31 protein-coding genes, 1 tRNA gene and 1 pseudogene are annotated in these 21691 nt (G+C 59.1%); 6 read left to right on the forward strand and 27 right to left on the reverse strand.

The window, feature by feature from the left end:
- The 14 genes from QA646_RS09900 to QA646_RS09965 all read right to left on the reverse strand — a co-directional run bounded on the left by QA646_RS09900 (position 1) and on the right by QA646_RS09965 (position 9191).
- Positions 1-306 carry a hypothetical protein gene (locus tag QA646_RS09900; RefSeq protein WP_283055298.1) on the reverse strand — a complete coding sequence of 102 codons (306 nt, stop codon included), beginning with the start codon at positions 304-306 and terminating at the stop codon, positions 1-3.
- A gap of 23 nt (positions 307-329) precedes the next feature.
- Positions 330-731: a hypothetical protein gene (locus tag QA646_RS09905; RefSeq protein ID WP_004116243.1), complete on the reverse strand. Its 402-nt coding sequence runs from the start codon at positions 729-731 to the stop codon at positions 330-332.
- Positions 732-811: 80 nt separating this feature from the next.
- Positions 812-1297 (reverse strand): hypothetical protein, encoded by a 486-nt coding sequence (locus tag QA646_RS09910; RefSeq protein ID WP_112720988.1) that lies wholly within the window; start codon positions 1295-1297, stop codon positions 812-814.
- Positions 1298-1300: 3 nt separating this feature from the next.
- Positions 1301-1732, reverse strand: a complete 432-nt coding sequence (locus QA646_RS09915; RefSeq protein WP_283055299.1) for a phage tail terminator-like protein — start codon at positions 1730-1732, stop codon at positions 1301-1303.
- Between the two features lie 36 nt (positions 1733-1768).
- Entirely contained in the window at positions 1769-2161 is a 393-nt protein-coding gene (locus tag QA646_RS09920) for an HK97 gp10 family phage protein (protein ID WP_283055300.1), read from the reverse strand.
- 21 nt (positions 2162-2182) lie between these two features.
- Entirely contained in the window at positions 2183-2431 is a 249-nt protein-coding gene (locus tag QA646_RS09925; RefSeq protein ID WP_283055301.1) for a hypothetical protein, read from the reverse strand.
- Entirely contained in the window at positions 2407-2763 is a 357-nt protein-coding gene (locus QA646_RS09930; RefSeq protein WP_283055302.1) for a hypothetical protein, read from the reverse strand. The genes QA646_RS09925 and QA646_RS09930 overlap by 25 nt, the downstream gene beginning before the upstream one ends.
- Positions 2763-3260 (reverse strand): DnaT-like ssDNA-binding protein, encoded by a 498-nt coding sequence (locus QA646_RS09935; protein WP_283055303.1) that lies wholly within the window; start codon positions 3258-3260, stop codon positions 2763-2765. The genes QA646_RS09930 and QA646_RS09935 overlap by 1 nt, the downstream gene beginning before the upstream one ends.
- 69 nt (positions 3261-3329) lie before the next feature.
- On the reverse strand, positions 3330-4301 hold the full coding sequence (locus tag QA646_RS09940; RefSeq protein ID WP_283055304.1) for a DUF2184 domain-containing protein: 972 nt from the start codon (positions 4299-4301) through the stop codon (positions 3330-3332).
- 3 nt (positions 4302-4304) lie between these two features.
- Positions 4305-4775 (reverse strand): hypothetical protein, encoded by a 471-nt coding sequence (locus QA646_RS09945; protein ID WP_283055305.1) that lies wholly within the window; start codon positions 4773-4775, stop codon positions 4305-4307.
- Between the two features lie 27 nt (positions 4776-4802).
- Positions 4803-5918 carry a DUF2213 domain-containing protein gene (locus tag QA646_RS09950; RefSeq protein ID WP_283055306.1) on the reverse strand — a complete coding sequence of 372 codons (1116 nt, stop codon included), beginning with the start codon at positions 5916-5918 and terminating at the stop codon, positions 4803-4805.
- 49 nt (positions 5919-5967) lie between these two features.
- Complete coding sequence (locus tag QA646_RS09955; protein ID WP_283055307.1) at positions 5968-7353, reverse strand: phage portal protein; 1386 nt, start codon at positions 7351-7353, stop codon at positions 5968-5970.
- Between the two features lie 49 nt (positions 7354-7402).
- Positions 7403-8887 carry a phage terminase large subunit gene (terL, locus tag QA646_RS09960; RefSeq protein WP_283055308.1) on the reverse strand — a complete coding sequence of 495 codons (1485 nt, stop codon included), beginning with the start codon at positions 8885-8887 and terminating at the stop codon, positions 7403-7405.
- Complete coding sequence (locus QA646_RS09965; RefSeq protein WP_283055309.1) at positions 8844-9191, reverse strand: hypothetical protein; 348 nt, start codon at positions 9189-9191, stop codon at positions 8844-8846. The genes terL and QA646_RS09965 overlap by 44 nt, the downstream gene beginning before the upstream one ends.
- Positions 9192-9484: 293 nt before the next feature.
- Between QA646_RS09965 and QA646_RS09970 the strand changes: the two genes are divergently transcribed.
- Complete coding sequence (locus tag QA646_RS09970; RefSeq protein ID WP_283055310.1) at positions 9485-10192, forward strand: 50S ribosomal protein L11 methyltransferase; 708 nt, start codon at positions 9485-9487, stop codon at positions 10190-10192.
- 39 nt (positions 10193-10231) lie between these two features.
- On the opposite strand, the gene QA646_RS09975 is transcribed toward QA646_RS09970, so the two are convergent.
- From QA646_RS09975 to QA646_RS09985, 3 genes are read right to left on the reverse strand one after another with little or no spacing between them, the layout of a single operon-like run.
- Positions 10232-10897 carry a DUF6362 family protein gene (locus QA646_RS09975; protein ID WP_283055311.1) on the reverse strand — a complete coding sequence of 222 codons (666 nt, stop codon included), beginning with the start codon at positions 10895-10897 and terminating at the stop codon, positions 10232-10234.
- Positions 10872-11294 (reverse strand): hypothetical protein, encoded by a 423-nt coding sequence (locus tag QA646_RS09980; protein WP_283055312.1) that lies wholly within the window; start codon positions 11292-11294, stop codon positions 10872-10874. The genes QA646_RS09975 and QA646_RS09980 overlap by 26 nt, the downstream gene beginning before the upstream one ends.
- A gap of 52 nt (positions 11295-11346) precedes the next feature.
- The gene (locus QA646_RS09985) at positions 11347-11637 is read right to left on the reverse strand and encodes a hypothetical protein (protein WP_283055313.1); all 291 of its coding nucleotides are present in this window, start codon (positions 11635-11637) and stop codon (positions 11347-11349) included.
- A gap of 694 nt (positions 11638-12331) precedes the next feature.
- Between QA646_RS09985 and QA646_RS09990 the strand changes: the two genes are divergently transcribed.
- From QA646_RS09990 to QA646_RS10000, 3 genes are all read left to right on the forward strand, one after another.
- Positions 12332-13123 (forward strand): LexA family transcriptional regulator, encoded by a 792-nt coding sequence (locus tag QA646_RS09990; protein WP_283055314.1) that lies wholly within the window; start codon positions 12332-12334, stop codon positions 13121-13123.
- Between the two features lie 295 nt (positions 13124-13418).
- Positions 13419-13751, forward strand: coding sequence for a hypothetical protein (locus QA646_RS09995; protein ID WP_283055315.1), 333 nt, complete (start codon positions 13419-13421; stop codon positions 13749-13751).
- Complete coding sequence (locus QA646_RS10000) at positions 13751-14131, forward strand: hypothetical protein (protein ID WP_283055316.1); 381 nt, start codon at positions 13751-13753, stop codon at positions 14129-14131. The genes QA646_RS09995 and QA646_RS10000 overlap by 1 nt, the downstream gene beginning before the upstream one ends.
- Positions 14132-14242: 111 nt before the next feature.
- Here the strand turns inward: QA646_RS10000 and QA646_RS10005 are convergent, their stop codons facing one another.
- From QA646_RS10005 to QA646_RS10020, 4 genes are all read right to left on the reverse strand, one after another.
- On the reverse strand, positions 14243-14713 hold the full coding sequence (locus QA646_RS10005) for an MEKHLA domain-containing protein (protein ID WP_283058827.1): 471 nt from the start codon (positions 14711-14713) through the stop codon (positions 14243-14245).
- Between the two features lie 203 nt (positions 14714-14916).
- Positions 14917-15327, reverse strand: coding sequence for a hypothetical protein (locus QA646_RS10010; protein ID WP_283055317.1), 411 nt, complete (start codon positions 15325-15327; stop codon positions 14917-14919).
- A gap of 324 nt (positions 15328-15651) precedes the next feature.
- Complete coding sequence (locus QA646_RS10015) at positions 15652-16569, reverse strand: hypothetical protein (RefSeq protein ID WP_283055318.1); 918 nt, start codon at positions 16567-16569, stop codon at positions 15652-15654.
- A 351-nt stretch (positions 16570-16920) separates the two neighbouring features.
- A tRNA-Ile gene (locus tag QA646_RS10020) sits at positions 16921-16996 on the reverse strand.
- Positions 16997-17159: 163 nt separating this feature from the next.
- Between QA646_RS10020 and QA646_RS10025 the strand changes: the two genes are divergently transcribed.
- Entirely contained in the window at positions 17160-17900 is a 741-nt protein-coding gene (locus tag QA646_RS10025; protein WP_283055319.1) for an SIMPL domain-containing protein, read from the forward strand.
- 232 nt (positions 17901-18132) lie between these two features.
- On the opposite strand, the gene QA646_RS10030 is transcribed toward QA646_RS10025, so the two are convergent.
- The 4 genes from QA646_RS10030 to QA646_RS10045 form a co-directional block, all read right to left on the reverse strand.
- Positions 18133-18471 (reverse strand): hypothetical protein, encoded by a 339-nt coding sequence (locus QA646_RS10030; RefSeq protein ID WP_283055320.1) that lies wholly within the window; start codon positions 18469-18471, stop codon positions 18133-18135.
- A gap of 284 nt (positions 18472-18755) precedes the next feature.
- The gene (locus QA646_RS10035; RefSeq protein ID WP_283055321.1) at positions 18756-19061 is read right to left on the reverse strand and encodes a hypothetical protein; all 306 of its coding nucleotides are present in this window, start codon (positions 19059-19061) and stop codon (positions 18756-18758) included.
- 157 nt (positions 19062-19218) lie between these two features.
- A complete protein-coding gene (locus tag QA646_RS10040; protein ID WP_283055322.1) occupies positions 19219-19656 on the reverse strand; it encodes a secondary thiamine-phosphate synthase enzyme YjbQ in 438 nt (145 codons plus the stop codon).
- Positions 19657-19743: 87 nt separating this feature from the next.
- Complete coding sequence (locus tag QA646_RS10045; protein WP_283055323.1) at positions 19744-20097, reverse strand: DUF1428 family protein; 354 nt, start codon at positions 20095-20097, stop codon at positions 19744-19746.
- 177 nt (positions 20098-20274) lie between these two features.
- Here QA646_RS10045 and QA646_RS10050 point away from each other — a divergent pair, with 177 nt between their 5' ends.
- Positions 20275-20667 carry a GNAT family N-acetyltransferase gene (locus QA646_RS10050; protein ID WP_283055324.1) on the forward strand — a complete coding sequence of 131 codons (393 nt, stop codon included), beginning with the start codon at positions 20275-20277 and terminating at the stop codon, positions 20665-20667.
- Between the two features lie 13 nt (positions 20668-20680).
- Here QA646_RS10050 and QA646_RS10055 read toward each other — a convergent pair whose 3' ends face one another.
- Entirely contained in the window at positions 20681-21421 is a 741-nt protein-coding gene (locus QA646_RS10055) for a LysR substrate-binding domain-containing protein (protein WP_283055325.1), read from the reverse strand.
- A gap of 45 nt (positions 21422-21466) precedes the next feature.
- A pseudogene (locus tag QA646_RS10060) lies at positions 21467-21607 on the reverse strand (LysR family transcriptional regulator); the annotation flags it as partial.
- Between the last annotated feature and the right edge of the window lie 84 nt (positions 21608-21691).

The raw sequence follows: 21691 nt of genomic DNA on the forward strand, positions 1-21691 counted from the left end.
CTAGCCCGCCTCCCGCGCCCTGATCGCCTCCGTCTCCTCCTCCACCGCCTGGCAATAGCGCCCATCCATCGCCTTTAGCACGACGATGTCCTCGCGGCGCAGTAGGTTGCCGGTCAGCTGCAGCCAGGCGAGCATTTCTTGGTGGGAGAGCGGCGCCGGGCCGGAAAAGCCGGGGGCCTGCGCCGAACGCAGGTCCCAGAACCAGTCCCAGAGCGCATGGCCGGCCTCCGGCACCTCGGCCTCCGGGCTGACAAGCTCGAAGGCCTCGTTGCGTTCCCGCCGGGTCTCGCCGTTTGCATCGCGCACGCAATCATAGCGTGCGACGATCCTTACGGCTTCTGAAAGCCCTTCGGCAAGCTCTTCATAAAATTTGCGCGGTCCTCCGAGGCGCCGGCCACCTGATCGTAGATCCAGCCGGCTTCCTCGACGACTTCGCGGGCCTTCTCGAAGGAGAGCACCGGCTGCTCGCCCTTCCACTGCTGCTCGCCCCAGCTCCAGGAGGCGATGGCGGCGGCCGCCTTATCGAGATATTCGGCCTCGACCTTGCTGGTGGTCAGCTTCTTCTTGCGGCTGGCGAGGAAGCGGTCGCTATGCTGGCGAACGATCTTCTTCACCTCGTTGCTCTCGGCCGAGCGGATCATGAAGGAGATGCCGAGCGGCTCCTCGGTGGCCGGATGCAGGAGCTGCAGCTCGAAGAGATCTTCGGAATTGACGAGACTGGAGATATCCAAGGGAACACCTTATCGGTTGGAACATGTGGGAGTGGCCGCGCGCCGCAGGAGAGCGACGCGCAAGATCGGTAAGATGGTGCTTACGGCGTGGTGACGGGGTCGACGCGGATCGGCAGCTGGTTGAGGCCGATCTTGAACTTCTCCAGATCGAAATCGTCGGAGCCGCCGCCGGGATAGAGCGGGCCGGAAACGACGCCGCGCGAATAGAACACCGTGTTGGTCTTGCCCTGCGGCGCGTCGTTGCGCTCGACCTTGATCGCCATGTTGTTGACGTTAAGCGGATCGCCGAAAACGCGCAGGATGTCCTGACCCGGATCGTCGGCGATGGAGGCAACTTCGAGCTCCGGATCGCCGGCGTTGGAAACGCCCTTTTGCTTCTGCTGCACCGGTTCATCCAGCGTATCGTAGTGGTTGATGGTGGAGTCCGAGCCGAAATCGCCGACCTTGCCGACCTTGCCGACCTGCACCCAGGTCAGCGCGGCATAGGCGCTGGCCGTCAGGTCGGTATTCTGGGGCGTCTCGCATACGTAGACTTTCGAGCCCTTCTTCGTGCTTTTGTTCGCCATGGATCATGTCTCCGGTTCAAAGGCGGTGTAGGGAATGGTGACCGGTATCTGCACCCGGTCATCCTCTTGGATCGGGCCTGTGGCCCACGGCTCGCCACTGATCGTGATCTTCACGCCAGAGGCGAACAGCGTCTTGTTGTTGAAATGGTCGATGACCTGGCCGGCGGCATCGAGTGGCTTGATCAGCCCGCCGCCGGCCTTCCAATAGACGGAAACCTGCAGAAGCCCGAGCTTCTGCTGCGGATCGTCGCCCAGCGTTACCTGCCGGGGACGGTTGGGCAGGTAGCTGACGGCCAGATAGTTATCCGGCTTTTCTTGCCCCGCCGGCGGGAAGGCAATGCCCGGCTGCGCCACCGGCAATGGCGGCTGGAATTGGAGTGCGGCCAGATGGTCCAGCAGCGCAGCCAGAATGAGAGCGTCCGTTGCCGTCGCCATGCGTCACCTTGTCTAGATTGTTGAGATTTCGGGGGATCAGTCCGCCGTGTCGCGCGCGGCGCGCTCGACGATGTCAGGCCACTGGCGCGCCGCAAGCCGCACCATGCCCTGCCCCGCCTGCCCATCCTTGCCATACTCGACTGCGGCGGCGTGCGGCGCGGTGAAACCCATATGGATCATGCCGCCCAACGGCACGCCTAGACCGGCCAGATTGACCGGCTGGCCTTCATTAGATTTCTCCGTATCCCCGCTTTGTCGCGGCGAGGCGGAGACCCGGAAGGAATTGACAAGTTCGCCGGAGGCTACCGGCGTTGCCTCGACGATCGCCTCAGCCAGCCGCTGTACGGAGAGGTTCACCACCTCTTCCATGCGGCGCTTGGTCCGCTCGGCCCAGGCGGCAATATCGGTGGAAAAATTAGAGGAAGCCATGTCGATTGCCCCTTGATAGGGTTATGCACCATCGGCGGCGTCGCCCGGTGAAGAGCCACGCCGCTCGAAATTCAAAAGGGTAAGATGGCCGTAACGGGCGCGAACGGCAGGTTTGGTCGTTCGAGATTCGCCCTTCGCCCCGCCACTCCTCTCAATTCCCGGCAACGGTGAAACCCGATTGAGCAGCAGGATGACACGCGCCAACAGCCAAAGCGTCAGGATCGTCTTGAAACGCACCAGCACCTTCATCGCCGCACCTGCAGCTGCCAAAAGACAACCGTCCCGCCCGGCGACAGCGGCTGGATATCGATGATCGCATGCTCGATGCCGCCGATCAGCACCTTGTCGGCCAATGTCGGCGTGATCGACAGTCCCTCGATCGAGAGATAGACCATGCGATCCCCGCGCTGGATCAGCGTATCGGCGATATACGACTGACTCTGATCGAGATCGACAAGCGAGCAGGCAAAGTCCTCGCTCGTCTGCACCGGATCATAGTCCGGCCCCGTATTCGTGATGCGACGCAGACTGCCCTTCTGGCCGAACTTGGCGATCAGCCGCGCGGCAGTCGCGCGGGTTTTGGCATAGTCGAAAGCGGCCATCACACCACCAGGATGCCCGGCAGAACCGGACGCAAGAAGGGATAGAGCAAACCGTCAAGAATGGTCATGACTGGCCTTGCCGAGGAAATGATGTCGGCGGGCGAACCGGCCGCAACATATTCCGTCTCCAGCGGCCCGACCTTTTCGCGTTTGACGGTCTGCGCTGCAGTGACCACTGGGTTCAGGCTGCCGGGTTCGGCAAGCTCGACAGCGGCCGCCTCATAGGCAGCGTAAGTAATCGGCAATGGCACGATATCTTCGGGAATGGCCTCGCCATTGGCCGTCATGGCCGCCTTGCGCGGCCACGACAGAGCCTGGTCATAACCACCGGCGCGAAAGCCGGGAAAACGCGGCTCGTACAAGCCGTCTACGACCTGAGAGCCGCGTACCAGGGCTGCCGTGCGCTCATCTTCTCCGGCGGCCCCCCAGGCTGCGCTGCCCCGATCGACAAAATAGGTATTGGCAGCATCGAGCGTGCCATAGAAAGCTGCGGACATGAAAACTCCGGCGGTAAATGAGGGCGGCGGAGCCCTCTCCCCGCCAAACGGAGAGAGGGACAATCAAAGTCACGCCGCAGCCGTGATCTCGTCGCCATAGGCCATGGCGGCCGGCAGGCGAACTTCGGTGCCGCCGGTGCGGGCGATGATGCCGGTTTCGAAGCTCATGATGGATTTCTGGCGCGGCTGCAGCACGCGCCGCGGCATCGGCAGATGGAAGCGCAGCACTTCCGGATCGCGACGGTAGACGACCATGCGGCCGCCGCCATCCTGGGATGCCGTCGCAAGCTCGCGCAGCGGCTGGATGTCCAACGGCTGGCCGGTTTCGGCGGTATAGACATTCCCCTGCCGCAGGAAATCCAGCACGGTGATGTAGCCGTCGCCATCGGCAAGCCGCTTGGTGGCAATCAGCCGGAACGCCTCCGGCGGCAGGCGCAGGCTGTCCACCCATTCGACTTCGCCGGTGCGTTCGCGCACGCCGCCGATGAGATCGTTGACATCGCGCAGGATCTGATCGGCGGTCTTGGCAGACCACAAGGTCGAGGAGCCCGTACCGTCAGCAGCGACATCGACGCGCGAGACATTGGGATCGTTGACGAAACCGGTCCAGCCCTTCTCCGTGGAGCCGATCATGGCGACGGAGTTGAGCAGGCGCTCGATTTTATCAGCGGCGAAGATGGCGTTGGAGGCGTTGAGATCGAGATTGTAGAGTGCTGCCTGATTGACCTCCTCCAGATTCCATTCCCAGCCGGAGCCGACCATTGCGAAATCATGGCTGGCGCTGTCACGCGTCGACTGATTGAAGGGCATATCCGTGCCCGCGCCGGAAAGGAACTTCGCCTCGCCCGCGCTATCGACGGTGAAGAAGGTCGTACCCGCGGCCCATTCATTGCCCTCGGTGACGACAGGCACATGCAGGCCATAATTGAGCGTGGGATAGCGCCGCTGATAGATGCGGGTCTCGATATTGCGGCCCTGCGCTATGACGAAGGAATAGGCTGCCTGCGCGTCGGCGAAATGCTGTCGAACGAATTGGTTCATGGATTAGGCGCTCCTGTGCTTGAGCGAGATTTCGACGATATCGCCGTTGCCGCCGCTCGTGTCGAAGAAACAATCGGGAATGGGGCCGACGATGCCGGTACCAGCCGCGTTGACATAGGCATTGGTGGTCGGGTTGTAATAGACGGCGTCGCCGTCAGCGACTGCGCCGCCCGCCCGCACATACATCTGGCCGGAGGTCAGAAAGGCGCCGGTGATGAACTGCGCATAGCCGTCCACCTGCGTAGCACCGGGCAGCACGGTCGGCGTCAGCACTGCGATGCCGAGAAACTTGCCGCCGGCGGCATAGGGCGCAACGCCGTGATCGGCGAGACCGCGCTGGGCCGGCTGGCCGAACTTGATGCCGGCGGCGTTTTCCACCGTGCGGCTGATCTTGTTGGATTTTTCCTCCGAAGCGATCTGCCCGTGCAGGCCCTTCTGAGGAGCGTTTCCATAGGTGGTCTGATAAGTCGCCATTGAAGCGTCTCCTTTTCGTTGACCTGGTTAGACGGGATTGGCCGGCAGGTGGGCGGATTGCAGGTCACGCACCATGGCGGCATAGGCGGTGAACGCGGCGGACATCGATGCCTGCTCGGTGGTGATACCGTCCTTGACCGCGGCGGCGAAAAGATCCGTGGTCTCGCGAATGGCCTCTGCCAGCATGTCGAAACGCGCGTCGATATAGGCGTCCGACCTGCCCTCGACAGCACTCTCGCCGACCTTAGCGAGAACGACCGCCTTGCGGATCGCCGTATCGGTAAGACCTGCTGTTTTCACATTGCCAACGATCGCCTTGGCAAGCCCGATGAGATCGGCGCGAGCCTCGGCTCGCCGTTCGATTTCGGCATCGGACAAGAGCCCGGCCTTGACGACATCCAGCTCGGCATCGCGAACGGCGATGGCCTTCTGGTATGCGATGTCGGCGTCCCCGAGCCGTTGCTGCAACGTCGCAATAAGCTCAGCAGCCTGATCGTTGACCTCGATCCTGACGCCATCGACGGTAATTGTCTTTGTGGACATCATTCCTTCCTTGTTCAGATGATGATCGGAATTAGGGCGTGGGGCTGCGAGAGGAGCGCAGCCCCACGGTGCTGCCACATCGCCGATGCGGACTTTCGATCCCGCACGGCCACGGCGCACAATGGCGATATGATTGATGCGAATATTCTTCTGGACCGCGTCATAGGCCTCACCGGCGGGCGTCACGCCTGCAGTGAAATCGAGATCGCAGACATAGCCGGCCGACAGTTCCTGCTTGCCGCTCTCGATGTCCTGAATAGCCGCCTCGTCGCTGACCATCAGCGGCACCCGAATGAAGATGCCCTCACCGGCGATCTCATCGCCGGTCTGGCCGACGGAATATGTCTTCCAGTTTGCCGACGTGACCATTTCCGGCGGATGCTCATTTGTCACCGGTCGGTGAGCGGCACTCTTCAGCGTGTCTTCGGAGAAGACTTCCGCACCGGGGCGATAAACCCGCACGGTGCGCATTTCCGGCCTGCCGACCTCCGCACCGAGATAGTTCTGAATACCCGTGCGGGCGATCCGAGCGTCGGCCACAAGATAGCCGTCGCCAGTCCGCCGCGTCCCCGCGACGGTGACAATGTCTGTAAAATTCATGAGTGGGTGTCCCTTGGTCGGAATCGACTTTGGCGGATGATGCCGCCGTCTATGACGAGGCGGTATTTGCTGCAGATGCCGGAGGTTGTTCTTCGCTCGGAGGAGTGGCTTCCTCGGACATGCCCTCTTGCCGAGCCCCGGTAAAAGCCTCGATCGCCGCCTCCAGTCCGGGCAACGCCCCATCCTCGACAAAGGTGTTCACCAGTGCCTCCGACAAGGCTTGTCGCGGGATGATTTCTTGACCGGAAGACGAGCCGACTAAGGCCCGCGCAGCATCGGCCTTGGTCTTGAAGATGTCGGCCTTCTCCTTCTCGCTCATCTGCTCCAAAGGCGCCCATGTGGCGTAGATCTCGGGATCGCGGGCGCCGGTGGCGGAGCGAATGAGGCATTCGTCCAGCCGGGACATGGCGGGCGTGAAGTCGAGTTCCTGAATTGCTTGGATGCGGTCGTGATAATTCTTCATGTCGCCATCGCCGGTAGCGTTGAGGCCGGCGGGGGATTGGCCAAGCAGGCGCGTGACCGGAATATCGGCGGCACCGGAGACGATCTGCATGAAAGCCATGAGGATATCCGTCAGTCCTGCCAGCGGCGCGCTCTTGCTATCGTACTCTTCCTCACTGTCGAGGATCAGCGTGCCGTTGACGCCCTTGATGGTGTTGGCCAGCGTGTAGCGGCGCAGCACGGCATCCTCGTAGGCCTGATTACCGATATTGGCCGAAAATTGGGGTACCTTGATAATGTCGATCTTCGCCTCGAAAATGAGACTGGCGATATTGGCTGCCGTGCTGTCGGCATTCTTGATGGCATCGAAGGCTGCTGTGAGCACGCTCTCACCCCAGCCGGCCTGCCCAAGCGCTCCGCCAAAATCCTCGTCCGGCGCCATCGCGCCGTTGAAGATCACCAGTCGCGACGGATGGATGGCAACCTGCGCTCCGTTGACGCCCGTCAGCGTGTAAAACTTCGGCCTGCCATACCATTCCGACGTCGGGTCGCGCTCGATCTCGCCCGCGGCAAGTTGCCGGCGCGTCAGTACGGTCAGATGCTTCAGCCCGCCTTTGCCGACGCGTTCGGCATCGAGCGGTCGCGAGGGATCGGCGTCACCCGTGCCGATGAACAAAGCCGCACCGCCGAAGAGCCGCCCTTTCTTAGCGGCTTCCAGCACTTTGCCGCGCAGGTTCAGCCGGCGCTCCTCGGCCTCGATTGCCCCGATCTGATCGCTCCCGGCCTGCCAGTTGCGCCATTTGCGACAACTGTCCAGCGCCGGGATATCGACGATCTTGCGCGGCAGCCAAGAGCCGCGATAGGCGGCAATGATTTGTTCGTCGGTCAGGATCGGCTGGGCATAGAAGACCGATGCCGCCTTGTCGCGCTCCGTCCCCATGCGAGACGCAAGGCTCATCAGCCCATCGCGAACCATCGAGAGTACGTGTCCCATGGATTATCCTTTGGCATCTATGTGAAGGAGAGACCCTGTTCGCAGGGTCCTAGAAATTCTCAAAGCTGAAGGAGGAACCCAATGCCAGCTCGTTCAGCGCATCGGCAAAGGCATCCACCTGATCGTCGAATTGCGCATTCGGAAAGGCGCAGACCTCATCGAGAAACACCTCGTTCCAATCGCCGCGCAATAATTTGACATTTCCAGCCTCCGCCTGCGCGGAAGCCGGCTTGGCGCGCGTCGCCTTGTCACCGGTAATGGACAAGGCTTTTACTGGAAAACCGGCAAGCAGCTTGATCTTCGTCTCTGCATCGGCTTTGCCGGCGGCACCGGGGTCCTGCGGCATGCGGATCATCACCGTCGGCCCGTCCTGCGTCGCCATGTTCTTCAGATTGCGCTCGACCTCCGCCGGCGACCAGCGACCGCGGGTGATGGTCTCCACATAGAAGATGCCGTTGGCCTGCGCCATGCGCAGACCGACAGTCCAATCCGGCTGGCGACCGGGACGCTCCTTCGAGGCCGCAAAGTCCCAGGCACGGCAGCGCTTCGCGCCTGCCGGCACGGCATCGACGATTTCGAAATCGCCACGCTGGAACAAGCCGCCCGAGCGTGGCGATGGCCGCTGCTGAAATTGGCCGGCGACAGCGTAGGAGCCGAGCGGCACCTTGTCCCGCTCCACCACCGCACGCGGAAAGCGTTCGGGAAAGAGCAACTCGCCCTCTTCCCTTCGCGGGTCTTCAAAACCGATCGACGTTCGGCATCGGCGCTCCGGCTCGAATTCCATCGGCAGCATCAGATGCTCATAGCCGAGCCCAAGCGCCAGGATCGTGCCGGAGACATCCGCCTCGTGCAATCGCTGCATAATCACGACAATCGCCGAGCGCTGCGGATCGTTGAGCCGCGTCGGTACAGATTCGCGGAAGGTGCGAATGGTCGACAGACGCTCTGCTTCCGATTCGGCGCCATCGACCGAATGCGGATCGTCGATGATCACTCGATCGCCACGCCCACCTGTCAGTCTCGAAAATGGCACGCCCTGGCGAAAGCCGGTGCGCGTATTGGCAAAGGCCATTTCCCCGGTCCGCGTCAGCTTCACCCGGTCGCCCCAGAGCGTCTGATACCACTCCGAAGCGACGAGGTCGCGCATGCGCCTATTGTCGCGTTTGGCATAGTGTTCCGAATAGGACGAGCCGAGATAGCGCATCTCCGCCATGCTCTTCGGCCCCCATTCCCAGGCCGGCCAGAAGACTCCGCAGAGCAGCGACTTCATCGTGCCAGGCGGCACGTTGATCAGCAATCGCGTGATCTCGCCTGACGTCACCGCCTCGAGATGTCGGCAGATGGCATCGATATGCCAACCATAGACATAGCCGACCGAAGGCTCGACAACGTGCCAGGCCTCCCGGACAAAACCGACAAGCGACTGACAACGCTCCCGAATGCCCTCGGCATCCTCGGCAATCTGCCGGGCGAGTTCCGCCCGCTCCGCCTCAGCTTTCCGTCTCGTCTTCTCCTCGCGTATCGCGGCCATCATCGCCGCCGGATCCGGCAAGCGGACCGAAGAGGGTTTCGAGTGTCGCAAGCTGCTCATCCGTAGCGTTGGTTAAATCGATCGTGAAACTCTGGCCGCTTTTGGCGCCGCTACTCTGGCGTTCGCTCGGTTTCTGGTGAACATAGGATGCGGCGATCTTCGCCATTTCATCCCGCCGCTTCTGATCCGCCTCGTCATCGCGCATGACTTTGAGCATATAGTCGAGCGGCGTATCGCCGCCGGACGCGGTTTTTCGCCGGCGCGTACGCGGCTTGCGCGGCACGACAGGCTTGTCGGCAGTGGACATGCTTTGGAATTCCGATGGAACGTTGAAAGGAAACAAGCGGCCGATAGTCGAGCCGCTTGCGGTCAACAGTGCGTCGCTGCAACTGTTCTCATCATGCCAAAACCAATACCCCAATTCGGCGCAGTTGGCGACACCCTTGATCGATAAGGCGGCTGCAAGGATTGCGAAATCTTTGATGATATCACAGATAATTACTTGAAATTACACTCGAATATCACACTTTATTGTCCGACGATCAGAGCAAAGTTGCTTCCTTTTCCCTCTCAAAGGGCTTCAGCGCCAGACAAAACGAAATGACCAACAAACAGCCCGATCAAAATCATGCGAAGATCGCCGCGGCTCGGGATTTCATCTCTGCCAATCTCCCCATCGCGCTTGTCCCTTCAATTCCAGAGATTCGCCTGTATAAGGCCGGACCGCAAAGCGGCTTGTGGCGGCTTGCCGAGCAGGATCAGGAATTTGGCTCACCCTACTGGGCGCATCATTGGGGTGGAGGATTGGTGCTGGCGCGATATCTTCTCGATCGGCCTGACGCCGCTGCCGGCCGCCGCGTACTCGATCTCGGCGCAGGCTCCGGCATTGTCGGCATAGCAGCGGCAAAGGCGGGTGCGGCGGAGGTGATTGCTGCCGACGTGGATCCCTATGCTATCGCAGCAATAGGGCTGAATGCTGCCGTCAATGGGGTGACAATTTTGCCTGTTCTCACCGACCTGACGAAAGGCGAGCCTCCCGCTACGGACATCGTCTGCGTCGGCGATCTCTTTTATGAAACCGCGCTTGCCAAGCGTGTTACGGCATTTCTTGACCTTTGCCTGGCAAGAGGTATCGAGATCCTGATCGGAGACCCTTGGCGTGCCCACCTTCCGCAATCGCGGCTGCGGCTGCTGGCGGAATATGTTGTGCCGGATTTTGGCGCCGCCACCAGCTCGAGGCCGAGTGCGGTCTTTGCGTTTGAACGCAAAACGCCCCGGCAAAGCCGAGGCGATGAAGATCAATCCTGACGACGAAGTCCTGGGTTTGAACCAGGGCCGATAGTGAACCTAAGCTTTCATCTTTGCACGCCGCCGGTTCTCTCGCTCCAGCCGTTTTGCCAACGCCGCCAGCTCGGGGCTCGCCGCATCGAACACCGGCTTTGAATCTTCCGGCAGCCAATGCGTCTCGTGCTTTACGGGCGGAGTTTTCACTCGCTCAAAACCCCCTGCCGAATTCGGCATCATCGGCGATATGCGCGACCAATCGGGCTCCTGCAACGAGGGCGAAATCGTGAGCAGTGCATTGGCAACGTTTTGAAATTCGCTCTGAATGCGCCGTTCCGCCGTTCGTCTCACCCGGCCGGTCCTCCCGCAGAAATCACGGAAAGAACCGACAATGTGAGGCGCGGCAAGACAGACTGACCACCGGGAAAGCAGGATGCGGCGCTCCTGGTCTCTGACATGGATCAGCAACCAATCCTGCAGCACTTCTTCCGCGCGGCTGATAGCCGCTGCATTCGGACGATAACGGATGCGGGTATCTGCATGATCGGTCGGTCCGGGGAGAACATCCGGCCAAAGCGTGCGCACCCGATCCGGGCGCACGCCGCGCACATCGAGATGAATCATCGTGTCGGCAGCTTCGACGAAGCGGGCACGAACGATGACGCTTAGATCGGCGATCTCGGCCGCGCGTTCGGAAAGATCGTCAAACTGCAAGGCGCTGTGGTGCATCAAGTCGCTTCTCCAATTCCCGATAGATCAAAATCCGAAGCGTGGCACGCACCGGCCATGGGCGCCGTGCCACTGCGTCGGCGCGCAAAGCGCCAAGCGCGATATCGTCGAAGGCGGCCAGCAGATCACCGGGCCGATGCAGCGCCCAATCCTGGCGCTGGACCAGGATATCGGAAACGGCTCCGATCGTGTCCGACCATAGTTCATCGCGGTTGTTGCCGGTCTGGCGAATGCAGCGCAATACGAAGACCAGATGTCCATCGCCGTGCTGCCCTCGAATTTCCTGCATCGTGCCGCGGGCGTGGCTTTGCGCCGGCGCACGGCGGCGATGAACAGGCACGAGCTTGATGCCGAGGCCGTCAAGAAGAGTGTCAAGCCTGCCTTTGCTCATGAGCATGTCGCCTCCCCTCCAGAAGAAAAAATGAATGCAATCAATGGCGACCGCTTAATCACGCGACCTTTCCGTTCACTGCACCGGCGTCGGCAAATGGATGCCTCGGCTTGAACAGGGCTTCCGCCTTTGACATCACCTCCACTCGCGCCCCGTCGCGCAGCATCGGCGTATTGAGATAGGCAACCATCGCTTCGCCGGCCGCCGCCTTGGCCGCATCCTGGGTCGGGAAGACGATAGGCTCGCCGCGATGATTCCGAAGGACTTCGTTCGTGGCGCGGTGGACCTTGCGGATCCAGCCGAGATGACCTCCGGCGACAGCTTCGGTACCGATTTGAAATTCATTCATGGAAACCTCCTCTGGCCAGTTCGGACCAGGTCTTCGAATTAAGTTTTTGAAATTGGTTCAACGCCTGGCAGCAAGCCGCTTGCGCCGTGTCAGCGAGCGCGAAATCTCGAGCGCAACCAAGGTCCTCGAAGCCTGCTTCGATTAGGCTCTGACTGAAATTCGTCCTTGATCATCCGGAAGTGAACCAGATCCCCCTCCGGAGCGCCGCTGGCGTCATCCTCCGAACCGGCAAGCCTCGAAGACGAAATGATCGGCTCGAGAGCAGCAAGAACACAGAGGAAGAAAAGCGCAGCGCCGAGACAGGCAAGAAGACCTTGAATCATCTCGCTCATATCGTTTTCTCCGCACCGGGCTCGCTCCCGATCGAACCAGGATCAGATATTTCCGTTGGCTCGACATGCTCATCGCAAGTCTCACAATGCCGCTCGATCACCTCCCCGATCGACAATGTCCGGCCGCAGCCGGGGCAGCCCCAGAAGAAGTCGAAATAACGTGAGCTCAAACCCACCCTTGTGCCCTTCCTAGTCGAGATCATACGATCACTCCCCAAAATCATTCTTCGCCGGACGATCTTCGCCCCAGCACTTCAGCCTGCAGCGAATTTCACTGCCGACATCTTGATAGACACAAAATATGTTGTTATTAATGTCGATGTCAACATGATTTATGTTAATTATTTTGCGAGTGTTGGATCATGCAGAAATCCATGGGCGAACGACTGAAGGCGGCGCGCGAAGCCGCAAATTATCCCTCGGCGACAAAGGCGGCGGAGGCGCTTGGCATCGGCTTATCCACCTACCGAGCGCACGAAAACGGCCAGAACGAATTCGGCCCCGAGATTGCCGACCGCTATGCCAAGAAGTTCGGCACCACAGCCGGCTATCTCCTGACCGGTGAAGGGCCAAGGAAAGTGGAGCGGCCGGGGCCGCGTATGGTGGTCACCTCCTTCGATCCCGATGAACAATACAATGAAGGGTTTGCCGAAGGTGGCGAGGACTTCAGCTACAGTCGGGAACATTGGCAACCGAAGATCGAAGGCGCGACGCCGGAGGTGGACGTCAAACTCGGCGCCGGCAGCGGCATTGTCGGCGAAGTCATCAACCTGCCTGTTGGAGCAGGCAATGTCGCCGGCCATAAGATCGTCGCGGAATGGCTGATTCCTTCGGGCTATTTGCGCAACGAGGCAAAGGCATCGCCGAACCACACCATCATCATGGAAGTGATCGGTGATTCCATGCAGCCCACCTACATGCCCGGCGACCGCGTCGTCGTCGATCTCTCACAGAACCAGATGGCGACCGATACGGTCTATGCCATCAGCGACGGCTATTCAGAGCCACAGATCAAGCGCCTTCAGCGTGTTCCCTTCACCCAGCCCAGTCAGGTGAAGATCATTTCCGACAATCCCGCGCTTGAAACCTTCACAGTGGAGTTGGCGCGGCTGACGATCATCGGGCGCATCTGCGGGCATATCGCAAGAAAATAAAACCGCCCCCTCTTCCTTGCCCTATCAGCCATTCAGTTCAAGCCTGGACTGGACACAAAGGCTATGCTTGGCTGAATTCATTAAACATGCATCGTGTTTAAATGCAATCGTAACACACAAATCATGTTGACACACATCATGCCATATGACAGCTTGCCTTTTGCGAGCCGATCGGCCGAGACGGAATGAGCCCACGCAAGTCCAGAGATCTTGCGTGAAGTCAGCGAAACCGGATCGGCAGCCGGATGAAGATAAATACTGCAGCCGCTGGGTGCAGAAAGGGAAGATGCCGTTCATGCCTGCGAGATCCGATGTCATGACTACCGCCTGGATGCTCTATCGCCGCGACACGCGGTTGCGCCGGCCTTCGACCGCGGCCGCCCGGCGTAGATGGTTCGCCCGCGCCCTCTCGACGGCTTGGACATGGGAACGCCAACAAGCAACCGATGCGACCAAAACCGAAGCCCAGAGTCGCGCCGAGCGAATTGCAAATTTGAGACTGGAACTGCTGCGCATCGACGCCCGGCCATTTGGAATGTCGATTGCCAGGGATCGGGCGATGCTGACGGAAGAGATTCTTCACCTGTCGGCCACATCACTTGCGTCCATTGCGCAAATGGCCGCTTGATGTCCGCTGACGTTTTCTCCTGTGAATATTCATTCGATGAACTCACCATTAACCTCTGCGATCGTTGGGAGACGGGCCTCCTCCTCTACGGCCGCGCCGAATTGACATCGGCGGGAGATGGCTATGACGGCGAGTTTTACGTCTCGGCGATCCGATTGGATGGTGGCGCGCGATTGCCGCGACCGCATCCCCTCGGCAACGCGGGCGGTTTCGAGGCCGAGCTGTTCCGCCGCATCGCAGCGGTGATCGAAAACGACAGGACACCCGCCGGTCGCCACGCCGCCGAGCTGTTTGCCGATCAACTGGAACAGTCTAAGGAGACCGATTGCGATATAGTTCGCGAAATCGAACAGGAAAGGAGATTGGAGCCGATGGCTTGATATCCCTGCCGATTCCCCCTTGAAGCAAAATGCGGATTAACAACCTGAACTTCCGTTAGTGCGAGGCGGAGAAGCCGTTATCCTCACGACCGGCGCTGCAGCCGATCCGGCCTACACATCCTTCCATTTCGAAAATGTCGCCGCCTGCCCCCGCCGATTTCCCTCTCGGTCGATGAGCTGCCAGACAATGCCGTCTTCCATCCAGAAGCGCCGTCCCGACTTTGTGATCCGCAATCCGCGATAACCCGAGATAAAGCCGTCCCGCGTCACCGCATCTAACAATTGCTGACGTTCGGCCCGATTGGGCAGCTCTGCTGAAAGACGGGACGGTAAAGTGACGAATTCGTCCCAAGCGTATTCGAAACAAGCCTGGGCAGCTTTATTGGCATAGATGAAGCGCGGATCGGCGTCGGTATTATGCGCTACGACCACGAAAGGAGCGTCATTGTAAAGCCAACTCGGCCCCAGCCCCTCGCCGATAAGAGGCGTCCCAACGATATGCGCATAACTTCCAGTGAGCAGATCGAAGAACTCAGGGTCGACCCACAAATCGGAAGCATTGTGTTCAGGACTAATGGCCATGGAATCTTTCCTGTTGAGCACATCCGGCCTTTCTTTAGGCCGGATGTGCCGGAAACCAAACAGGAAATCTCGCTATGAATTGGTCAGGCGTATAAGTTCAAAAGACGGTGAGCCCAAGAGGCAAACCATACCAGCGAAAATCAGTGATTTAGACGTAAGCGAGACCGGAAAACCGTCCGCAGATAATCTCGATCGCCGCTTGCCTATTGATAGTCGTCGTCTCGCGACGAGGACCGCCGCCCTTCAAGCCTGTCCAGAATTTGGTTTAGCTCGTCCGCACATGCCTTCATTGGTTCGTCCTCGGCACATTTGATGTCTATCTTGACATCACCGTTCTCGATGCGAAAACGAGCGGCCTTGGACATCATCGGACGATGACCCATGAAGCCCCGATGCCAATCACCCTTCATCATTGCGTCGTCATCGGGCCGGTGCTGCCCCATTGCCGGTGGTTGCGGCGAGTTTGCTGGTGGTGCGGTTTCGGTCTGAGCTGGCGGCTGGGCCGGCGGCTGCGCCGGCTGTGTCGGCGTCGCAGTATCCGGAGCTTGCTGAGCGAAAGCGGCGCCAGCCGAAAGCGATAGCGTCAGGGCAGCGATAGACAGGATCGTTTTCATTCCTTGGTCCTCCTCTAGACTCTGTGAAGAACACGCGAACTGGAGGATGGTTGCTAGGATGTGCGAAAATTTGAGCTCACGTAGTTTGTGGCGATATCAACGAGTGATGAAGGATGCGGAGCTCGGCCGACAACGCCGTTTCGCTTCCCTTATTCCCGCCCCCTCCATCTCACTTTGAACGCTGGGCCGAGATCCTCGATCAACGACCTTACCTTCAACCCGAACTTTTCGGACTGGATAGTGGGATGGCCGATCGGGTTGACCGATCCGATGCAGCCGGTAACGGGGTGGTCAGTCTGGCTGCGGCGTATGCGTGGCGAACTCTCAAAGATGCCCACTTTGAAAGGTCTTCAAACGGGCTTTGAAGCGCCCTAAAAGACCCATCAGTGATCGGAAGGTCTTTCGAGTAATGGGCTGGCCCTCAAAGCTGCTGAGCCAGCTCGCGTAGTTGCTTTCGTCGGGCAACAGTTGCTGTTCCCGCAGACTCGACCAATCAGCAGCCGGCAATTTCGGAAGCGCCCTTGTTAGCGGGCCACTATGCTTTTTTCGGAACGCCTTGCCATATTCGGCTAAGTCGGCAGCGACGATCTGGGAGAAAAAAATACAGTCATTTGTGTGTGAGTCGATCGCCTCGACAGAGTCGGGATATCGCGAGTCGGTGCCTCGATCCGAGACTGGAGATCCCAAATACAAACTTACAAGCTCCTTGGCGGGCAGATTTCGAGCTTTGATATCGAGTATCAATTCCTCACGAAACGCGATGGCGCTATTTAGACTATCAACTGCATTCATCAAGGCGATGAAGGCGATTGGTCCGCGGCCCCGCATTGCAATTTTCTCGAAGACTAGCTTTTCTAGAAGTTCGATGGGCGCTCTTGGCCGAGGAATTGTCCGAAAATCAAACGTCAACTCTAAGGGACGACGCAGGGGACCTCGCAAATTCTTATTTTTCTCGTCAATCAACCGCCGCTGCTCTCGCGCATCTTCGACGGACTTGGAGAGCGGGCGGACGTGCTGCGCTTTTAGACTGGCATAGGTGTTACATATCGAGAAGCACAGACCCAAAGCTGCGCTTATATTGTTCAGTTCAGCCACGACCGACTGTCTTCGCTGCCCCCTGCTGATTATCGCTTGAGCGCCCCATGCACCAAAAAAGGCGCCAAAGGCGCCGGTGCTTAGATTGTTGAAAGCGGGAGACTGGATAGAATCGGCTATCCAATTCATTGCTTCGTGTAGTTCCATGCAATCACCTCTCGGACACCCTAAACCAGAGCTCGACTCAGTCGGAGATACCTACACGCAATAATCACGAGAGATCGGACCGATAGGCAAGGATGAAAATGGAAACTGGCAACTACGGGAGCTTGCAAAATGGCGCCACCGGCCATGGCCTTTGAAAACTCAAATTTTGCAAAAGCCGCTGACAAAATGGCAAAAAAGCGATCGGCTACAGCCAGCCTACAACGCCACAGTACAGAAAATGGCTTTTCCGATTTCTCGTGTCAAAATTCCGGAAAGTCGCGTCCGGCTACACTGATATAGTTTAGGGGCTCAGAAGAGCACCATCGGCGGCTGCAGCCAGCAAGGATAAATTGGTGGGCCCGGAGGGACTCGAACCCCCAACCAAGCGGTTATGAGCCGCCGGCTCTAACCATTGAGCTACAGGCCCGGCACGATGAAAAATGATCGTGCTGCAGCCCCGGAGCAATGGTTCCCCGGGAGCCGACTTGGCTCTAGCCCAATTCGTCTTTCCCCACAAGGGACTGCCGCAATACCTTCACAATCAATCCGCAAAAGCGAACCTCAAGGAAACACCAACCAAGGAATGAGCCATGCCCATGACGAAAACCAGAGATTTTGTTTTTGCCGCTTTTCTCGGCACGACTCTCCTCGTGCCCGCTACCCATAGTTTCGCAGAGGAAGCGAAACCGCGCGAGGCAACCATCACGGTCACCGGCGAGGGACATTCCGCAATCGCGCCGGATATGGCCGTTGTAACGCTCTCGGTCGTCAAACAGGCAAAAGCCGCGCAGGATGCGCTCGATCAGAACAACAAGGCGATGGGGGCGGTGCTGGCGACGCTGAAGGACAGAGGCATTGCCGAGCGCGATCTTCAAACATCGGGCTTCGCGATCCAGCCGCAATATGTCTATCAGAACGACAAGAACGGCCAGTCCCTACCGCCGACGCTGACCGGCTATCAGGTGACCAACGGGCTGACGGTGCGCGTGCGGGATCTCTCCAAGCTCGGCGCCCTCCTCGATCAGGCCGTCAATCTCGGCATCAACCAGGGCGGCGATATTCAGTTTACCAACGACAAGCCGGACGCTGCGCTGGAAGAGGCCCGCAAGAACGCCGTGGCCGATGCCGCAGCGAAAGCAAAAACTTTGACCGATGCAGCGGGCGTCAAGCTCGGCCACGTCCTTTCGATCAGCGAGGGCGCCATCGTCATGCCGCCGCAGCCACTTATGCGTCAATCGATGGCGATGGCTGCTGAGAAGGCGGTGCCGGTGGCGAGCGGCGAAAACACCTATAACGCCTCGGTCAGCATCACCTACGCAATCCAGCAATAGCCAAAAACAAAACCGCCCTTCGCTCAGGTCCGACAGGACCGAGCAAAGGGCGGTTTCGCGGCCCCCGCCGATAAAGCGAAAGCGTCAAGCGGCGACCGCCGGGCGCAACTAAAGCATGTCGCGCAAAAGTGTGAGGCGGTTTTGCGATAACGACATGCGCAAAATCAACAGCCTAAAGCGCAACGAGCGAATCTGAAAGATCGCGACACGCTTTAGGCGTTTGCAGATGATATCAGCGGCCTATCAACGGGCAGCCGCGAACATTGGCGAACATCATCGTGTCCGGACCACGGCGGCCGAAACCATCGACGATGACGCGGCGCGGCGTCACGTCAACCACGCGAGCGCGGTGCAGGCCGTAGCTGCGGGCAACATCCATGGCTTCGCGCGGGTCACAGCCACGGCGCTCGTAGCGCGGCGGTGGGATATCGTAATCCGGCGGTGGCGGCCGGTGCCGGCCCGGGCCAATGTAAATGTCTACGCCTTGGGCGGAAGCATATCCCGTAGTCCCCGACAGCGCGGTAACGGTGATCGCGGCAGCGATCCCCAACTTTGCCAGCAATTGTTTCATTTATCCTCCATAGAGCAAATGGCTTTCCCTCATGTGCTTGCCGCCTCTCCTGAGGGAATATCTTGGGAGTAACGACACGATACTGAACAAGTTCAGAATCAACCGTTCATGCGCTATTCAGGTACAATGAAAGCAAAAGCGAGGCCAGTGGCAGGGTCGCCGCACAAGAGAATATAAATGCCGCCCTCATTTATGAGGACGGCTCTCCTGATCTTGGAAACACCACCGCGGCAGCGCGATCGTAGTCATAAACGGCGACGCCATCCGCCCGCGGCTGTCTGACATCAGCGGCGAATGAGCGGACAACCCGGCACATTGGCGAAAACGATGCGGTCCGGGCCGTGGCGGCCAAAGCCTTCAACAACGACGCGGCGCGGCGTGATATTCTGGATTTGAGCGCGGCGCAGGCCCATGGCGCGAGCCTTCTGAACGGCTGCTATCGGTGAGCAGATGCGGCCGCGATGCGGGTCGTAACGCACCTGATGAATATGGCCCGGAAGATCGTTGGCCGAGGCGGCGGAAACGGTGGCGGAAACGGCGCCGAGTGTGATGAGGGCCGCAATGCCTGCCTTGGCGAAAATGCCGATCATGGGTGTTTCTCCTTCAAGTCCTTGCTGCGGATCGGTGCAATCCCGATGCCTCGGGATTGAAGCCACACTAGGCGAGCCAAGCTGAACCGAATGCGAACTACCCATTCAGATTGTATTCAGCACAATCAAAGACCGGCTTACGGGAACTTCCGCCGCGTCAGACGGAAAGATGCAGCACGATTTCGCGCCGGTGCGGTCGGTCGCGATGCTCGAAAAGATAGATGCCTTGCCATGTACCAAGTGCCAGACCGCCGCGAGTCACGGGGATACCGATCGACACCTGCGTCAACGCCGCCTTGATATGTGCCGGCATATCGTCCGGCCCCTCCGTCGTATGCACGATCCAGCGCATCGAAGGGTCGGAAGAAGGTGGCACGAGCCGGCGGAAGAAGGCATTGAGATCCGTCTGCACGTCGGGATCGGCATTCTCCTGGATCAGCAGTGAACAGGAAGTATGACGGACGAAGACGGTCAACAGCCCGTCACTCGATGCTGAGCCTCCCGAACTAGCTGCACGGACGAATTCCGCTGCGTGGTCTGTGAACTCGTAAAGTCCCTGGCCATGGGTGGACAGAGTGATGACGGTCTGCGGCATGGCATCTCCGATAGTGATCGCGGCGATGCGCTTGAGGTCGGGCGCAGCGGCCGGAAAGTCAAGCCCGGCCGCCAGACCCAAAGGAGATTAGAGCTGTAGAAAGATATCGAAGCCGCCGTAGATCATGCGCTTGCCATCGAAGGGCATATTCGCCATCTCGTCCTTAAGCCGCGGATCGGCCATGACCTTTTCCATCACAGCGTCGCGATGCTGGCGAGACTCATAGGTGATCCAGGAAAAGATCACGACCTCGTCTTCCTTGGCCAAAACGGAACGGGGAAAGGATGTCAGCTCGCCATAGGGCACGTCGTCCCCGACAGACTCCACGTAGCTCAGCGCTCCGTATTCCTTCCAGACATCGCCGGACTTGCGTGCCAATGTCTTGTAGATCTCGATCTTGTCTTTCGGAACGGCGATAACAAACCCATCCACATAAGGCATGGCAATCTCCTCTGTTTTGTTTCCACCCCCCAAAGACGATTAACTATAGCGCGATCCGACACGTGATGCACTTTTCCATTCCAATTGCTGGATATTACTTGCCTTATGGATCCGTTGCGTCTGCTCTCCTTGCGGATAAGCTTGGCATTGCAGTTTCGTCAAAACGAGAGGAAGGTCATGACGATCGAATTCAGGATCGATCCCTATCCTGACAACAACGCACTGAACGCCTTGTGGGCGACGGCGTGGAACGAAGTCGCCGTGCGCGACTTCTCATCGATTCTGTCGAGAAGCCTCGCCCATATCGGCGCCTTCGACGGAGCGCACCTGATAGGCTTCGTCAACGTGGCCTCGGATGGTGGCATACACGCCTTTGTCCTCGACACCTGCGTCGCCCCGGAATTCCGTCGGCAGGGAATAGCGACCAGGCTCGTCGAAATAGCAACGAATGTTGCGCGTGAACGCGGCGCAGAATGGCTGCATGTCGATTTCGAACCGCATCTCACCGGCTTCTATCAGAGCCTGGGCTTTGCAGCGACGGAGGCCGGCTTGATCAGGTTGCGCGGTTGACGGCGACCGTCTCTCAAGCGATTGCGTTGACCTGCGATATCAACCACGCACGAAACAATGCCGCTGAAGGGTTTTGCAGAGCATTCGGTGGGTAAAGCAGATTGTAGCTGACAGCTGACGGCTGAACCTCCACGAAACAGCGCACCAACTGCCCCTCCGCAATGTCCTTCGCCACAAGAGAACTACGAACGAGCGCAAAGCCAAGGCTGTCTCGGCATGCTGCAAGCATATCGGCAAAGGATTCAAATAAAGGTCCGTTCTCGACCGCCTGGCCAATATTGAACTCGGCCATTTCGTCCCCAACGTCATGATCAAGCACTTGTTCGTACCAGCGCTGCCAATCGAGCACAGTATGCCGCATGCCGGTGTAACGCAGCAGGGGCGCGGCCTTTATGGCGTAGCGCTTCGGCAGCCGCTTGGACAATGTTGGCGAGCTGACGACAAACTCCTCGTCCATCAGCAATTCTTCCATGACGAGACCGACTTCGGCTCGCCCGAGCCAGATCGCGAGATCAACACCGTTAGGCCCGAAATCGGGCCGCTGATAGCCAACGATCATCTTCAGTTCGATGTCGGGATAGCGCTGACAGAAATCTTCCAATTGCGAAGCTAACCACTGACTGGAAAATTCCGGCGTTACCGACAGCGTCAGCGCGCGAACCGACACACTAGCCCGCGCCTGATACAGCGCTGTCTCCAATTGAGAGATCGTATCGACGATTGTCGGATGAAGACGCGCACCCAGCGGCGTCAATCTTGCGCCTGACCGTCCCCTATCGAAAAGTTTGCCGCCGATCCAGCCTTCAAGCTGCGAAAGCTGGTGGCTGACCGCGGTCTACGTCAACCCCATCCGCTCGGCCGCACGGCCAAAACCGCCGGTTTCGACGATGGCGCAAAATGTCTGCAACACGGCCAACGGCGGAAGCGGTCTCTTTCCCATGAAAATCCTTCATGCATGATCGATGGAGGCTTCATTATACATGGGAAATACTCGGGTGCATTCCTCTACGTCATAAGATCATGG

Source organism: Rhizobium sp. CB3090, from assembly GCF_029714285.1.
GTDB lineage: Bacteria > Pseudomonadota > Alphaproteobacteria > Rhizobiales > Rhizobiaceae > Rhizobium.

Bases quoted from the DNA above. Each gene is read 5' to 3' on its own strand.
- QA646_RS09910 (WP_112720988.1), bottom strand. From the start codon at position 1,297: ATGGCGAACAAAAGCACGAAGAAGGGCTCGAAAGTCTACGTATGCGAG.
- QA646_RS09915 (WP_283055299.1), bottom strand. From the start codon at position 1,732: ATGGCGACGGCAACGGACGCTCTCATTCTGGCTGCGCTGCTGGACCAT.
- QA646_RS09920 (WP_283055300.1), bottom strand. From the start codon at position 2,161: ATGGCTTCCTCTAATTTTTCCACCGATATTGCCGCCTGGGCCGAGCGG.
- QA646_RS09930 (WP_283055302.1), bottom strand. From the start codon at position 2,763: ATGGCCGCTTTCGACTATGCCAAAACCCGCGCGACTGCCGCGCGGCTG.
- QA646_RS09935 (WP_283055303.1), bottom strand. From the start codon at position 3,260: ATGTCCGCAGCTTTCTATGGCACGCTCGATGCTGCCAATACCTATTTT.
- QA646_RS09940 (WP_283055304.1), bottom strand. From the start codon at position 4,301: ATGAACCAATTCGTTCGACAGCATTTCGCCGACGCGCAGGCAGCCTAT.
- QA646_RS09945 (WP_283055305.1), bottom strand. From the start codon at position 4,775: ATGGCGACTTATCAGACCACCTATGGAAACGCTCCTCAGAAGGGCCTG.
- QA646_RS09950 (WP_283055306.1), bottom strand. From the start codon at position 5,918: ATGAATTTTACAGACATTGTCACCGTCGCGGGGACGCGGCGGACTGGC.
- QA646_RS09955 (WP_283055307.1), bottom strand. From the start codon at position 7,353: ATGGGACACGTACTCTCGATGGTTCGCGATGGGCTGATGAGCCTTGCG.
- terL (WP_283055308.1), bottom strand. From the start codon at position 8,887: ATGATGGCCGCGATACGCGAGGAGAAGACGAGACGGAAAGCTGAGGCG.
- QA646_RS09965 (WP_283055309.1), bottom strand. From the start codon at position 9,191: ATGTCCACTGCCGACAAGCCTGTCGTGCCGCGCAAGCCGCGTACGCGC.
- QA646_RS09970 (WP_283055310.1), top strand. From the start codon at position 9,485: ATGACCAACAAACAGCCCGATCAAAATCATGCGAAGATCGCCGCGGCT.
- QA646_RS09975 (WP_283055311.1), bottom strand. From the start codon at position 10,897: ATGCACCACAGCGCCTTGCAGTTTGACGATCTTTCCGAACGCGCGGCC.
- QA646_RS09980 (WP_283055312.1), bottom strand. From the start codon at position 11,294: ATGCTCATGAGCAAAGGCAGGCTTGACACTCTTCTTGACGGCCTCGGC.
- QA646_RS09985 (WP_283055313.1), bottom strand. From the start codon at position 11,637: ATGAATGAATTTCAAATCGGTACCGAAGCTGTCGCCGGAGGTCATCTC.
- QA646_RS09990 (WP_283055314.1), top strand. From the start codon at position 12,332: ATGCAGAAATCCATGGGCGAACGACTGAAGGCGGCGCGCGAAGCCGCA.
- QA646_RS09995 (WP_283055315.1), top strand. From the start codon at position 13,419: ATGCCTGCGAGATCCGATGTCATGACTACCGCCTGGATGCTCTATCGC.
- QA646_RS10000 (WP_283055316.1), top strand. From the start codon at position 13,751: ATGTCCGCTGACGTTTTCTCCTGTGAATATTCATTCGATGAACTCACC.
- QA646_RS10005 (WP_283058827.1), bottom strand. From the start codon at position 14,713: ATGGCCATTAGTCCTGAACACAATGCTTCCGATTTGTGGGTCGACCCT.
- QA646_RS10010 (WP_283055317.1), bottom strand. From the start codon at position 15,327: ATGAAAACGATCCTGTCTATCGCTGCCCTGACGCTATCGCTTTCGGCT.
- QA646_RS10015 (WP_283055318.1), bottom strand. From the start codon at position 16,569: ATGGAACTACACGAAGCAATGAATTGGATAGCCGATTCTATCCAGTCT.
- QA646_RS10025 (WP_283055319.1), top strand. From the start codon at position 17,160: ATGCCCATGACGAAAACCAGAGATTTTGTTTTTGCCGCTTTTCTCGGC.
- QA646_RS10030 (WP_283055320.1), bottom strand. From the start codon at position 18,471: ATGAAACAATTGCTGGCAAAGTTGGGGATCGCTGCCGCGATCACCGTT.
- QA646_RS10035 (WP_283055321.1), bottom strand. From the start codon at position 19,061: ATGATCGGCATTTTCGCCAAGGCAGGCATTGCGGCCCTCATCACACTC.
- QA646_RS10040 (WP_283055322.1), bottom strand. From the start codon at position 19,656: ATGCCGCAGACCGTCATCACTCTGTCCACCCATGGCCAGGGACTTTAC.
- QA646_RS10045 (WP_283055323.1), bottom strand. From the start codon at position 20,097: ATGCCTTATGTGGATGGGTTTGTTATCGCCGTTCCGAAAGACAAGATC.
- QA646_RS10050 (WP_283055324.1), top strand. From the start codon at position 20,275: ATGACGATCGAATTCAGGATCGATCCCTATCCTGACAACAACGCACTG.